This is a genomic window from Burkholderia sp. IT-111MI5, assembly GCF_949752865.1.
In the GTDB taxonomy this organism is placed as follows: Bacteria; Pseudomonadota; Gammaproteobacteria; order Burkholderiales; family Burkholderiaceae; genus Burkholderia; species Burkholderia pyrrocinia_C.
In genome coordinates, this window is record NZ_CATKIF010000023.1 from 1 (window position 1) to 13,704 (window position 13,704).

Below are 13,704 nucleotides of genomic sequence, written 5' to 3' on the forward strand. Positions count from 1 at the left end.
CGTCGATCTGCCACAGTGAGCGATTGATCTGAACTTGACGATTCGAAACAGTTCGATTGGATCGGACGAACTGTATCAGTTCGTCTCGATACGGATGCGACTGCTCAATATTTGTTGTCGTTCGGGGGCACCGGAAATTTCTTGCGGATAATGTCCGGTTTCAGCATCTCGCTTGGACTGCTATCGACCCGTTCCCGTTACTTGTCCTCTGGAGCGGCAGCGTCCGTTTGCAACGGTCTAGCAGCCCTTCATGCACGCGGCGGCAACGCCGCTTGTTGAATTGTCGATTATCGCGCTCCGCTTCGGGCTGTCGTTGATGAATAATCCGCGCGGCTCGGGTGCGGCTTGGAGAGGGATCTCGTGGTCGAAAAGCTGACTCGACAGGACAGAGGTCAGGATTTCGACGAACCGGTTGAAACGCGAGAAGTTCAAGCTGTCGGTGGTAACGAGCATCCAACGTCTCTGCCTGGGGCATCTCTCATCGGTGGGTCCAGATATCGAGCGCCCAAGCCGCATGCCAGTCCTCTAGGCAACAGCGGCTCTGAGTGCGGCGAGGTGGTCCGGGTCGGATGCTTGCAAGTGTTCCATGAGATCTCCGACAGCCGCTTCAATGTCGCACATCAAGTCACTGTTTTCAAACATGCGCTCAACGTTGTTGGCGTGGCTGAAATAGTGCAGTGTCTTCAAGATGCGCTTGGCTTTCTCGCCGCCAAACACGCGCTCAGCTCGGGCGTCGACGGGGGACATGCGGCGATCAGGATATTTTGAATACGTGTAAAGCTCGACGAACCTGCGCACAGCGTTCGGCAGCAACATAAGAACCTTCAAGTCGGTCTTGTCGGCGGAGTTGTGGAACTCGTCGAGCACATGGAACAGGAAATGGTACTCCGAATCGTATCGATGCATCGACTCCGGCATGTTCAATAAGGAAGACGTCTTCGGCCCAATTCGCTTAACCAAGTAGAGAGCCGCATTCTTTCCTTCCGGCTTGAGCTCGCGCAAAAGTGAAAAAAACTCGAAATTGTGGGTCGAGAAGAAGACCTGCTTGCAGCGCGTCGTCCATGGGGCATTGGCGACGGGCTGATGGAAGAACGTCTCCTTTATGATCGCAGCGACTTGGAAGATGTGATTACTGTCGAGACTCGAAATTGGATCGTCGATGTAGACGATCGCTTTATCGAACTCCTTGATCTCCCGCAGCTTGGTCAGGAAGAACGAAAAGGCTATGGCGGTCTTCTCGCCCTCGCTTAGATGCCGCGCCGGCTTTCCGTCGCGCCGAACGAGTTGAAACCTCTCGCCTTCGGCCGTAGCGACTACCGCAATCTGGACGCTCTCGCCTCCGAGAAGATTTTCGATGCGCTTGTTGATCTCCTCTCGGCCGAGCTGAGCTTGGCTAATTATCGCTTTCAACCGATCAATCTCTGTCCTCAATTTGGTCGCGCAACTCTCGTAACGCATGCGGTGACGCTCACGTCGAGCTTGATCGGCTGCGAACTTGTCCAGATCCTGCGCTTCCTTAAACTCCTGCGCAAAGTGCAGTTTCAGTCGGTCAATTGCAGCATTCTTCTCGACCGGAAAATTGTCTTTGACCTCGTTGTGCCCCTTGAAAACTGAATTGAGCGCCTCAAGTTTCGTCGTGACGGCTTCCGCAGTCTTCCCGTCGTATGGTTCGCGTTCGATGGTCACGAACGGTGCGGCCAGCTTCGCAACTAGGTCGGCGCGGAGCGCTTCGAGCTCCGCGTTGTAAGCGCCGACGGCCTGTTGAACTTCCGCGTTGGCCTTGACGAACTGCTCCCTGAATGGCGCGTTGAGTTCGACCTCCTTGTGCTCGGCGACCGCCAACTTCACCCCCTCCACCTGCTTAGCAAGCTGCTCCACGGCTCGCTTGTGGTCGTCGAGGTCTTTCGAGAAATGCTCGCCGAGCGCCTTGAGACGTTCGGCCGCTAGGTTACCTCCGCAAAATTCGCAAGCAGATTTACCCTTATGCAGGTGCACGCCCATCTGCACCCACGCTTCAACGGGCGGGTTGCCAACAAGATGAGCGATGGTGTTCGCGAGGTCCGGCGTCTTGGCGAGTAGCGTCGAAGCCTGTGCTGAGAGATCTGCCAAGGACGTCTGTACCGTCACTATCGCAATGGCTGGAAGACTCTCCTTGGCCGATGCGTGCGCCAATTTGATGTCCGCCTCGAAGGCCTCGGTCCCCAAAGCGTAGTTCTCCAAGCCGAGATTGATGGTCCGAAGTTCGGCGTCGAGTTGGGTCGAACCAAAAGCAGCCACCAGACCGACCGCCTTCTTGATCGTCGCCGAGGCGGTTGTCTTGGCTGAGCTCAGCGCCTTTGTTGCCGCCGCAGCCTCCTCGGATTGTTCGCTGGCACCGTCGACCGCTCGCTTGTGCATCACCTCGCACCGCTCGATTTCCTTCTGCGCAGATTCTGACTCCGAGCCCAGGAGCAAGATTGGCTTGAAGTGGCTACCCGCAAAGTTCAGGTTCTCGGCGACGAAGTCGGAGTTAAAGACGCGTACAACATGCGACGTCGAATGGAAATTCTGCTCTGTAACATTCCCCGCGTCGGTCGCGATCGTAAACGAGCACTTCGGAAGCTCCGGATTGAGCGTCTTTGACTCCAACATCGCGACCAGCCGCGACAACGTCGTCTTGCCCGAGTAGTTCCATCCGTAGATGATGTTCTTGACTCCGAATTCGACTGTGCCAGCCGGTGGGGTATAGTCGGCGAATACGCCAAGCCCCTTTATGCGCTGGAAACTCTTCAGCATGGCTACCCCTCGAATCTTTGAATTTCAAAAAGGCTCTGGTAGCCCGGGTGCCCTCAATCCAGTGACCGAAATCTGCATCTAGCCTGCGTGTCATCGCACCTCTCTGCAACCCGAACGATCACGGGTTAATGTGCGCACATCCAACCGCGAAGGCTGCTGTTCGAGCGTTAGCCGCCGCGCCAATGGCCACTTGCCTGCGAAAGCGAATGGCGGCTAGTGGCCGAATCTCGCGGCTGCCGTCCCGGCAGTCCGCGACGGGTTCAAACCGACCCAAAGAGGTCAGTCGCAAGCCCGATTGCCGTCAGCGAGACTGGGCGCTCTAGGCGCGGAGATGCTACCGGCTTTAGCAAAAGGCGCCCCCATAGTGACAACCGTCAGCTGGCCGTCGAAGACAGTGTCTATTACAAGATGCGGTGGACACTCTACAAGTCACGTGCGCCAGAGAGCTTGACGTTGCGCAACATGCCGTTAGGCCCCTCCCGCTGCCAGATAGCATACATTGCGAGCAGAGTCCGCTGCTTGCCGTCGTTCGCAATGTATCCATCACCATAGCGGCTGAAATCTATGCCTCCCCTCGCCTTGTACTTGCTGCAGACGCTTGAAATGCGATGCTTCTGTGGCATTTCTTGAAAGTGTGGATGCAGATGGTACTTGACGCTATCAGAGCAGAGGTAGTCAAGACTGCTCGGGAAGAGGAGCGATGCTCCATGAAGGGCAGCGAACAAGGCATCGCCGAATGTAGCGATCTCACTGGCCCTACCTAGGTTGTTGAAGTTGCTGATTCCAACGATAGATAGGATCGGAACGTGCACCAGGCCTGGAAATTCGTCGCTCACCACATGGCAAGGTAGCTTCTGGAGTGACTTTGCACTCTCTTTCCAAGTTTCGTGCGTGTGGATTATTTCGTCTGAAAAAGGTGCGGCCCCCCATTTGGAATACACCTCTCCGCATTCGACTCGTCGCAGGTGATCAATGGCTGCGTGAGGATCCGGGTAATCATCTAGCAAAGGAGCATGATAGCCAGGCATCTTATGCAACTGCAGGCTGTTCCGAATCACGGGAAGAGCAGGCTCATCCGCTCGCGATGAGCGCACTAAAGAGAGCAGCTTTGACAGTAGATTTTCCATCGCTCTAGTTTTCCATGAAAACTCGGCTTGGCCTTACGAGAACATCTCAACAAATTCGTGGGCGCAGAGCCCTGCTAGTAACGCGCGCAACCTCTACTCCAAAAAATCATCGTTCTTCAGATAGTAGATTGCTGCGTTCGCAAAGTCCCCTGCAGCCGGGTCTTTAATATTCTTAGCACGAACGTCAAGAATGGCAAGGAATATCGGCACCTCCAACCACGACGCAAGATGGTCTTCACCGTAAAACTCGTCGTCCTCATCCTCTGGAATGTGGAAAGTCGCAGCCACCAATGCATCGGCGGAAGCTTTGTTTAATCCCTTGTTGACAAAGATCCAACCTACCTTCGGTAAATCTCGCCTCGCCGAAATCAGCGCCTCCAATCCGCTCACTGTTTTCATATTTCTCTCTTTGCATAAATTCTTATCGGCATCCGAGGCCGCCACCATTTATTTCCACCTCACTGCACAACATGCTACGCACGAATGCGTCAACCGATAACCGGCCTTCATCAAGCTCACCCATCAACCATGCCCAAAATACTTTTTCAAAATATTTTCATCAAACGACTTATTCCCGGAGACCTTCTTCCCCAGCAAGTAATCAACATCGAGCCCATCCAACCCAAGACCACATCTCCTCGCCGCAAAAACAATGGTCAGAAATGGGTAAGAATAGTAATTTGGATTATCCAGCACATCCCGAATCAATCCGGGCTTGATCTCGATAACATTGATCACCCTCGGCAAATAAATATTTTCCACCCTTTCGCACATCCATCGACATGCCGACTCAATCTCCATCTCATCCCGTGGCAAATCAACTGCCCCACCGACATTCGGAGAAAATGACTTTACTTCCTCCATGGATGTATTCATCGCAAGAACCAGACCCGTCGGTATCTTCGGCTTGTACGGAGGATTGCTATTTTTATAAAAACTCTGAAGATCAGGAGAATCAGCGGCAGCAGAAAGAATATAGCCGTTTGCATTTTTCAGGAATCTGAATCCGATGCGTCCATTACCCACGCCTTCCCGGCCGACAAGAATCTCACCTCTCGATACTTTGACGCCACTCCCACTTACATTTTCCCTGAGAGTTTCCCGCAACCTCTTTTCAAATATCCCCTTTAATTCTGTACTCATCTTACACATTCACCTCCCAATCAAAAAACCCTGTACTTGGTCTACATGTGGCTGACAGGATGGACGCAATTCATTTCGTTGTAGTCTACCCACGGAGATATCTCGGCGAGTATCTTCGGCACCTTCACCTCACCCCCATCGGGGGCGCGGGTGACAAATTTCCGCACGAAAAACTCTGTTTTTGCCACCTAAGTTACTCCAACCACATATCGCATTAAGGCTCTGGATAAACGGAAATCTTTCTTTGATCACGTATTTCAAAAATCTTCACGCCGCTTGCACCCCGCTCAACCGACAGCACCCGATCAGGGAAACGACCCTCTGGCCACTTGACTCTTATTTCGACAATATTTCCAACAGCATCATACGAATAGGTCGTTTCCGTATACTCAAGATTGCCCTTTTCAACCTGGAACACACTGGAAACCTTGCCATTCACATAACTCAACCGCACGACGCGAGTCATCTGAGAATCAGGATTTTCTCTAAAGGTGTTTCCAAAAACGTATCGAGTTGCAGCATTGTCCGAGTATTCGTAAAAATCATCGGAACGCATCCAATCCTGGCTCCCTGGAGGACCACCCAGTTTCCCGTATGCAACCAAGTGTATCACTCGTCCTTGATCATCGTACGAATAACAATACCGTCGGGGGCCTGGATTCGATTTACCCTTCAACATGCGCCCCGGCTTTACCCCTAGCATCTCAGTACGATAAGGCTCAAGAGAAAGCGGTGCGCCAACCCCACAACCCCACCTTTCGGATTTAGTGCTCTCCTTCGCCCGCCTCAAGAATTTTGGATAAGCACCATCACTCTCGATTAGCAGATTAACAAGATCATTCCTTCCAATTTTTTGGTCCATTGGATCAACCTCTTGCCGCCTCCCCCTCATACTCAGCCGCTACCCTTATAGCGCGATCACGGTCAAACTAGTATTTTCTGCGAAACATCAACAGATCAAACCGTTTGACCGAGATCGATCTATAGCCCCCTTACTTTATTGCGCCCATACACTGCAACCAACCGCCGTCATTGACTAAATTAATTTAACTCACCGCCCCAGGCAGAATCCAATCAATCTTCAGGCCATTCATCCGAGTCCAAGCTAGAGTCTCGACTCAACTGGTTCATGAACGAATCAAACGAACTCGTCAACATGGTCTGCAATACGGCATGATTCTCTTCGAGACTTAAATCTGAATCAAAAGCATCCGTCGCATAAAAGACAACACCCCCGTCATCCAGATTAAGACAGAAGAAATTGCCACCTGGATCGTGAGCAAATGGAAGCAAATTATTTGGAATCACACTCCGATCAAGCATCGATCTATAGTGTTCAACGAGCAGCGAATCCTTCGTCTCGTAAGCCGCGGTGTTGTATTTTATCGGATAAAACCCCACAACCTCAAAGGGCTCGCCCTCATCCGAATTATCGAATAACGTATTTCCAGGATTCCCCCCATTATTTTTCAAATAATGTTCGCGAAATGCCTCCGGCAATTTATGCCCTATCTCTTTTTCGGCATTTTCAAAATCAACAATGCTGATTTTCGGGGCACAGTTTTCAAATTCGTTGATTTCCATCACCTCTCTCCTTCAAACGCAACCCACTGGCTTTCTACCCTTAATCCATCCTTTCTTCTCTGCAGCCATTACGCCCTCAGGGCCATACTTCGCGCCCAAGTGCTTTTCAAACTGCTCGACCGAACCAGCATGAGGGTAAGTTGCTTCGTGTGCACTTCGCTTCACTAATTGCATGGTCGTTTTCCCAGTCTCGGGATCAAAATCTCTCACATGATGCCATGTATATCCCGCCGTCTTTGCCGCAGCTGCTTCTTTTGGTGTGAATCCTGCCTGCTGATAAGCAAGCGTAAAGTCGCGACCACGTGTCCCTTGCATCACAATTTTGACGATGTTTGATTGCTTCCCAGTTACTGGAAACAGATCTGGACTACCTGTGAAATCAACTCCTTCGAAAGCAAGGCCCCACGGGTCGATCCAAACAAGTGGGTTAGGACCGTAGGCATAGAAGTTTGATCCTCCCATCAACCCGATCGGGTCGGGGTTGATGAAGCGACCAATGTCAGGATCATAGAACCGGAAAGTGTTGTAGTGCAGACCGGTTTCTCGGTCCAGGTACTGACCTTGGAAACGAATGTTTTGCGGCCGCGGCACGTGGGCAGGCGCCTGCATCACGTCTTGCACCTGACCCCACGCAGGCGTCGGTTGCTGGGGTGCCCGCACAATCCATTCCTCCTGCACGGCGTTGCCCCAAACTTTGTAGCGGGCCTGCCAGATCAATTCGCCGTCGGCGTCGGTTAGTTCCTCCGGCAACCCCGACACGTCGTTGTGGAAGTAGTAGACCGCGCCCCTTGCATCGGCGTCATTCGCCGCTGGTATCCCCTGGTCGATCCGTGCAAGCGGCACATAGCTGTTGGACTCGTACAAGTACGTCAGAGCTTCCTCGCCCTGCCGGTCGTGATAAATCTCCTGCACCAGCCGCATGCCATCCCACAGAAAATCCGTGCTCGCGTAGCCACCATTGAGCTTCCGGATCCGCCGGCCAAACGCGTCGTATTCGAAATGCGTCGTCGATATGCCAAGGCGGTCTTTCGTTACGACGGTCTTCAGCTGGTTCCAATCGTCGTATTCAAGGACCAGTTCCTTGGCGGGCCCGTGACCACTCAGCTTGCGAACAAGCCGCCCGTACGCATCGTATTCGAAGCGCTTGTCTTCGAACATCTTGAGTCGGTTGTGCTCCACATAGCCGGCCGGATGATCGCTCGACACAAGGTTCGCAGCCGCATCCCAACGGAATACCTCAGACGGCAACCCCGGCCCCATCGCCTGCTCGATGCGTCCGGTCGAATCGTAGCGATAGCTGGTCGTGCCGTAGCGCTGGTCGCGCTTCTGGATCACATCACCGGCCGCATCGTATTGCCACTGCTTGGCGAGCAACGCCTCCACTGCGACGCCACGCTTTGCGGCAAATCGCGCACGGCGGCCGACCGCGTCATATCCGAATTGGCTCGTCAGCCTGCCCTGCGTGCGCAGCACTTCTCGATGCAGGTCGTCGCGTTCGATGTCGGTGATTGCCGCGCCATCGACACGGATCTGGTGCACGTGACCGGAGCCGTAATGCAGCCAGTCGATCGTGCGCTCGCCGGAAATCGTGGTGCTGACGCGATTGCCGAGCTCGTCGTAAGTGTGCGCGAGCCAGCCGGTCGGGGTGTATTCATCGAGCACCTCGCCGCGCGCGTCGTATTTCAGGTTGACCCGATTCTTCAGCGACGGGCCGCGCGCAGTGAGCGTATGCAACTCACCGGACGTGATTCGGCTAGCCTTGTCGTACAGGTATTCGCAACGCTCGCGCCCGGATGCCTTGGCCGTCAGCCGCCCGAGCGCGTCGCGCTCGTAGGTGGTCTGACGTTTCCCCTCTCTAAGCGCGATGCCCTGTCCACGAACATCGTACTCGTACGAGCGGACGCTACCGTCCAGCCCAACCTCTTCGCTTAGAAGATCACGTCGGTCGTAACGGAAGCGATAAGACTCACGGTTCTCATTGGTCAAACTCGCCAGCCTGAACGCATCGTCGTAACCGAACCGCACGACACGATCAGCCGCATCAGTACGCGACAGCAGCAGCCCCCGCGCATTGATTTCATAGCGCGTGCTGCGTTGATTCGCATCGACAACTTCGACGAGACGCCCGGCTGCGTCGTAACGAAACGTCTGCCGGGCGCCATCGGCCGTCCCGATCCTCGTAACACGCCCCATCGCATCCGTTTCATACACGGTGGCCTGTCCCGCCGCATCGGTCACGCGCGCGAGTCCGCCACGTGCGTCATACGCAAACCGCGTGACCTTGCCGGAACAATCCGTGTACGAGGTCAGCTGTGCACGGCCATTCCATTCGAGGAACTTGTACCCCCCACGTGCATCGCGAATCGTGTGCACCAACCCACGCTCGTCCCGGTGATACACAGTCGCAGATCCCGCCGGATCTCGCGTCATCGTCAGGTTGCCGCGATCGTCGTAACGGTAGATCCAGCGCGAGTTGGCCGGATCGGTTTCCGCGACAGGCAGGTCGTAGTGCCCATTCCATTCGGTGCGCTCAACCTGACCGAGTGCGTCTATGCGCTGCGTCTGCCGTCCGCGCTCGTCATATTCAAAGCGGGTCGTGTTCCCAGCCGGATCGGTCGTACTGACCAACTGCCGCTTTGCGTTCCACTCTAACCGCCACACATGGCCTTCGGCATCCGTATGGCTCGTCGGCTGCTGATCCTCGTTCCACGTCCACTGCGTAACGCGACCGATCTGGTCGGTGATCGTCACCGTACGCTGAGCAAGGTCCGCGTTGAACGTGTATGCCTCACCGTCGTCGGTCCAGTGGCGCACGACACGCGCGTCGCGGCCGACACCTTGCCACGCATAAAAGCACTGCAGGCCGCCGCGCAACGTGTGCTGGACCATCAGTCCGTGTTCGTATGCGAAGCGTCGCCCGGTGTAGCCACTGCGATCAGTAACGGCCACCAACTCGCCAGCATCGTTGTACGCATAACGCACCAGCGTGTCGGGTTGCTCACCGTCCACACCACGAGTCAGCTCGATCGTGGCAATGCGCCGCGGCTGCGATTTATCGTAGGCCAGCGTCAGCATGCGCCCAGAGCTGTCATGCAGCCGGGCCGGCCGCACAACCTCATCGGCCGCCTCTTGCTCCACCTCGATCCAGTTACCGTTGCGGTCCTCAAGACGCCACAGCTTGAGCGTCTCACTGTCCGCATCGCTACGAGCACGGCCGAAATCGCGATACAAACCGTCGACCGTCTCAACCACGTAGTGGCCGCCGGCCGTACAGATCAGGTAAATGCCTTCGGGAACGCTGAAATGGCTCTCACCCGGCGGCACGGCCGGGAACACGATGTCGCGCCCCTGCTCATCCCAGTACGTGATCGACGTGACCTCGCCATGCTCACGCGCAAGCCGCAGCTGAACGCTGATCGGCACGCTCCATCCCGGCCCGAACAGGCTGTCGGCACGATCATCGTGACTGCTGTAAAAACGTCGCCACACGATCGGCAGCGGCCCGGGCAATGCGAAATCGGTATCGTCCGTGCCATCGAGAATCTTGCCGCCGGTAATGACGTTGACCGGGTGGCCGGCCGACGGCCTCGCCAAACTGCCGAGCCACGTACCGAAGGCACCCGCCGCAAAATTGATCGCGAGGCAAGGCAGCTTGCCTTTCAGAAACTGCCCCCAGCTCATCTTCCCGCGGCCGCAAACCGCCAGCGCAATCCCAAGCGCCGCCCCCAGCCATCCGAGCCGGGAAGCCGACTTCACGTCTCTTACCCGCTGCGTACCGCCGCCGATGAAAACGTTATCGGACCCTTCGGCAATCGTCCCGTCGCAAGTCGTCTTGTCGCCGACGCGCGCGGCCGGATGATCGTTGATATAAACGCTCCCCGACCCGTCGGCGATCATCTGCGGCCCAGGATGATCCGTGCACGCGACGGTATCGAGATCGCCCGGCTTCGCCGCCCGCGCCGCCGGCTTGTTGTTGACGTAAACGTTCCCCGACCCGCTCGCGATCTTGCCTTTGATCTCGGGCGGCACGATCGAATTGGCCAGTGCCTTCGCGCCGTCGTCGATGGCCTCGTTCATCCCGCTCGCTTCCATCAGCGCGCCAGACCCAACCGCCACCCCCACGCCGATCGCAATCACGAGCGGCGTCGCCAACCCTGCCGTGCCGATCTCGAGCGCAGCGAGGCCGGCGAACACCAGCCCCTCCATCGCCTCCGCCACCAATGCACCGACGATGGCACCGCCGACCACCGACCCGACCGTGCCGACAAGCTCACCCAGGAACGACGTGTGCTGAATCGGATCTTCGAAGCGCGCGGCCGCGAAGTTTTCCGCGCTCACGACGCGTCACCCGGTCCGAGCAGGGTCGGTCGCGCCGCGCGCGGCTGGAAGCTGGCGAGCATACGATCGGCGATCGCCTGCTGCTCTTCGGTCAGCGGTGCCGCGCTGGTCAGCGTCATCACCAGCACGCGGCCGGCGTCGTCCGACGGAAACATGGTCTGCATCTGATGCCAGAGCCGGCCATCCCGCTCGTGCGTGGAATCGATCTGGATGCCCGAACGGCCCGCCACCGTCACCGGCCGGCGCGCCTTCTCGGTGAGCATCTTGGCATCGCGCGACGCCACTTCCCATTCGCGCGCGACGAACGCATCGATATTTTCCCCGTCGCGCAGCCGCCCACGGGCGATCACGAGGTTGAGGCCTCCGGGGCCGGCGTTCATCACGAGGATGTTGACGGTGCGGTCGAGCGCCGCGTCCGGCAGCTCGAAGGTGCCTTCGTGGATTGCGTAGTGCATGGCTGGTTTTGTTCGTGTTATTTGTTGAGATCGATGCGCTGGCCGTTGACCATCACGCCGTCGTCGGTCATCAGGATCACGGAGCCCTTGTGCTCGAGGCGAATGCCTTCGGGCGCGAGCGAGATCGAGCTGTCCTGCACCTTCAGCAGGATGCCGCGCTCGGCCACGTAGACCTGCGTGCCGCCGCCCCCATCCTTGGCAGGCGTCGTCACTTCGACCGTGGTTGCGGTCGTACTCCGCTTCTCGGAAATCGTCTCGGTCAGGTTGCCCTGCGGAATCTGCTTTTCTTCGCTGCCCGTCGCCACCAGCACGGTACGCATCGGCCCCAGCACCTTGTGCGTCTCGTTGTTCTCGACCACGGTGTTCATGTCCTTCTGCGCGTGCATGAAGAATTCCTGCATGCCGTTCGTGTCGGTCATGCGGATCTCGTTCGACCCCTGCCCCTTGTGCGTCTGGCTCTTGATCCCCATCGTCTGGCCGGCCGCGCCGTGGTACGGGTTGCCTTGCTCGCCGTTGAACACGCGGCCGACGATCACCGGGTTATCCGGATCGCCCTGATTGAACGCCACGAGCACTTCCTGCTTGATCCGCGGAATCGCGGCTGCGCCCCAGCCATCGCCCGCCCACGGTTGCGACACGCGCACCCACATCGAGTCGGAGCCGTCCTTCTTGCCGCGCCGGTCCCACGGGAAGTGCACCTTCACCGCGCTCCCGTTGGTGTAGATTTCCTCGCCCTTCGGACCGACGACGATCGCCGACTGCGTGCCGTGAATCACCGGTTTCGGCGTGCCGCGCGGCGCACGGTACGGAATCTTCTTCGGCAGCAACGCGAAGCTGTTGCGGTACGGCAGTTTTGCACTGTGCTGCGTGTAGTCGTTTACCGCCTCGTGACGCACGTGCAGGATCACGTATTCCTGGTTGTTCTCGAGCACCGGGTGATTCGCCACGTTGACGGCGCCGGCCGTGGTCATGCGCCACGCGTAGCCGCCGCCGGTATAGCGATGGGCCTGCGCCTCCTCGGCCTCCATCGCAAAACGGGCGTAGCGGTTGCCGTCGTCGCCGTGGTCGTACAGCGACTGGTGCTCGAACCGCTCGGTCGAGTCGAGCCGCGCGTGCTTGAGGTTCTGCGGGCCGGCTTCCACCAGCATCAGCGGCGACGACGGATTCTGATGATTGAAGTCGCGGAACGTGACCTTGCCGACGCCAAAGCGCCGGCCTTCGTGCAACTGGTCGATGCCGCTGTCCTCACTCGCCTCGGTGGCGGCGAACGGCACAGTTGCCAGGCCGTCGATCGGGCGGAACAGCAAATTCGTGTCGCCGATCACAAGCATGTGCTTGTCCTTCTCGTAGCGGTGCGTCCAGACCAGCCCTTCCTGCTCCATCAACCGCGCGCAGAAGTTGTAGTAGCTTTCCTGGTACATCACCACGTATTCGAGCGGTTTCTGGCTCGTCCGGATGTCGAACACGAAGTCGGAGAATCCGTGTTCCTGGAAAACCTCGGTGAGGATGTCCTGCGCGGTCTTGTTCTGGAAAATCCGGCAGTCGGTCGAGCGCGTCAGGAACCAGAACCACGGCACCGCCGTCAGGTGGTACTGCGTGACATTCCCGGGATTGCCGGCGCGGTCGAACGACGCGACGTAGCCGTCGAAGTAACGATCGTTGTCTCCGGCACCCGATGCAACGACGCGTTCGAGCGTCGACAGGCGCGCCTGCTGATCGAACCGGATCTTGACCTGCTGGCCGATCAGGTCGTCGGGGCGCAGGTCGTGGCGATGCGACAGCAGGTCGAGGTGGATTTCCGGCAATCGGTTCACGTACTCGTCGACGACGGCGGCGCTGACCAGCAGCACATCCGGGCCGAGCGGCGTATCGAGCGTCACGTAGCGATTGAGCTGGGTCAGGCGCGCGGGGTTGGCAGCGCCGTTGATCGCTTCGGCAACCGCGCCGGGCGTCTTGTCCATCAGCGAGAAGCCGGTCTGTGCGAGCTGCATCGCACGCTGGACGGTGTCGACGTGCCCGGCCAGGCCCGCGAGCGGCCCGAGGCTCCCGGCAACACTCGAGGCGACCGGGCCTGCCAGGCCGCCGAGCGCGCTCAAGGAGCCGAGCGCACTGCCGCCCAAACCATTGGGAATACCCCCGTTCGGAGCGAAACTCATTCTTGTTCCTTGCGTGTGATCTCAGGTTCCGTGGACCGGCTGGCCGGCCCGAAGCCACGATAATGTAGGACAAAATCCGACCGCGCGAAAGGCACCCGCAAACGTTTCCGTTCGAGCCCCGAAAAT

The 13,704-nt window shown here is 57.5% G+C and carries 10 protein-coding genes; all 10 read right to left on the minus strand.

The annotated features are described in order from the left end of the window. Positions 1–237: 237 nt before the first annotated feature. The 10 genes from ACM6JT_RS21100 to ACM6JT_RS21145 all read right to left on the minus strand — a co-directional run bounded on the left by ACM6JT_RS21100 (position 238) and on the right by ACM6JT_RS21145 (position 13,578). The gene (locus tag ACM6JT_RS21100; RefSeq protein ID WP_414857213.1) at positions 238–453 is read right to left on the minus strand and encodes a hypothetical protein; all 216 of its coding nucleotides are present in this window, start codon (positions 451–453) and stop codon (positions 238–240) included. Between the two features lie 72 nt (positions 454–525). Beyond that, positions 526–2,775: an AAA family ATPase gene (locus tag ACM6JT_RS21105; RefSeq protein WP_414857214.1), complete on the minus strand. Its 2,250-nt coding sequence runs from the start codon at positions 2,773–2,775 to the stop codon at positions 526–528. A 422-nt stretch (positions 2,776–3,197) separates the two neighbouring features. Next, positions 3,198–3,902 carry a hypothetical protein gene (locus ACM6JT_RS21110; RefSeq protein ID WP_414857215.1) on the minus strand — a complete coding sequence of 235 codons (705 nt, stop codon included), beginning with the start codon at positions 3,900–3,902 and terminating at the stop codon, positions 3,198–3,200. 93 nt (positions 3,903–3,995) lie between these two features. Then, positions 3,996–4,349, minus strand: a complete 354-nt coding sequence (locus ACM6JT_RS21115) for a hypothetical protein (RefSeq protein WP_414857216.1) — start codon at positions 4,347–4,349, stop codon at positions 3,996–3,998. A 75-nt stretch (positions 4,350–4,424) separates the two neighbouring features. Continuing rightward, positions 4,425–5,045 (minus strand): hypothetical protein, encoded by a 621-nt coding sequence (locus ACM6JT_RS21120; protein ID WP_414857217.1) that lies wholly within the window; start codon positions 5,043–5,045, stop codon positions 4,425–4,427. A gap of 214 nt (positions 5,046–5,259) precedes the next feature. Beyond that, positions 5,260–5,907: a hypothetical protein gene (locus ACM6JT_RS21125; RefSeq protein ID WP_414857218.1), complete on the minus strand. Its 648-nt coding sequence runs from the start codon at positions 5,905–5,907 to the stop codon at positions 5,260–5,262. Between the two features lie 212 nt (positions 5,908–6,119). Beyond that, complete coding sequence (locus ACM6JT_RS21130; RefSeq protein ID WP_414857219.1) at positions 6,120–6,629, minus strand: SMI1/KNR4 family protein; 510 nt, start codon at positions 6,627–6,629, stop codon at positions 6,120–6,122. A gap of 12 nt (positions 6,630–6,641) precedes the next feature. Beyond that, complete coding sequence (locus ACM6JT_RS21135; protein WP_414857220.1) at positions 6,642–10,967, minus strand: RHS repeat-associated core domain-containing protein; 4,326 nt, start codon at positions 10,965–10,967, stop codon at positions 6,642–6,644. Further along, on the minus strand, positions 10,964–11,422 hold the full coding sequence (locus ACM6JT_RS21140; protein WP_414857221.1) for a DcrB-related protein: 459 nt from the start codon (positions 11,420–11,422) through the stop codon (positions 10,964–10,966). Before ACM6JT_RS21140 ends, ACM6JT_RS21135 begins: the two co-directional genes overlap by 4 nt. 17 nt (positions 11,423–11,439) lie before the next feature. Beyond that, positions 11,440–13,578: a type VI secretion system Vgr family protein gene (locus tag ACM6JT_RS21145; protein WP_414857222.1), complete on the minus strand. Its 2,139-nt coding sequence runs from the start codon at positions 13,576–13,578 to the stop codon at positions 11,440–11,442. Between the last annotated feature and the right edge of the window lie 126 nt (positions 13,579–13,704).

Bases quoted from the DNA above. Each gene is read 5' to 3' on its own strand.
- ACM6JT_RS21100 (WP_414857213.1), bottom strand. From the start codon at position 453: ATGCTCGTTACCACCGACAGCTTGAACTTCTCGCGTTTCAACCGGTTC.
- ACM6JT_RS21105 (WP_414857214.1), bottom strand. From the start codon at position 2,775: ATGCTGAAGAGTTTCCAGCGCATAAAGGGGCTTGGCGTATTCGCCGAC.
- ACM6JT_RS21110 (WP_414857215.1), bottom strand. From the start codon at position 3,902: ATGGAAAATCTACTGTCAAAGCTGCTCTCTTTAGTGCGCTCATCGCGA.
- ACM6JT_RS21115 (WP_414857216.1), bottom strand. From the start codon at position 4,349: ATGGTGGCGGCCTCGGATGCCGATAAGAATTTATGCAAAGAGAGAAAT.
- ACM6JT_RS21120 (WP_414857217.1), bottom strand. From the start codon at position 5,045: ATGAGTACAGAATTAAAGGGGATATTTGAAAAGAGGTTGCGGGAAACT.
- ACM6JT_RS21125 (WP_414857218.1), bottom strand. From the start codon at position 5,907: ATGGACCAAAAAATTGGAAGGAATGATCTTGTTAATCTGCTAATCGAG.
- ACM6JT_RS21130 (WP_414857219.1), bottom strand. From the start codon at position 6,629: ATGGAAATCAACGAATTTGAAAACTGTGCCCCGAAAATCAGCATTGTT.
- ACM6JT_RS21140 (WP_414857221.1), bottom strand. From the start codon at position 11,422: ATGCACTACGCAATCCACGAAGGCACCTTCGAGCTGCCGGACGCGGCG.
- ACM6JT_RS21145 (WP_414857222.1), bottom strand. From the start codon at position 13,578: ATGAGTTTCGCTCCGAACGGGGGTATTCCCAATGGTTTGGGCGGCAGT.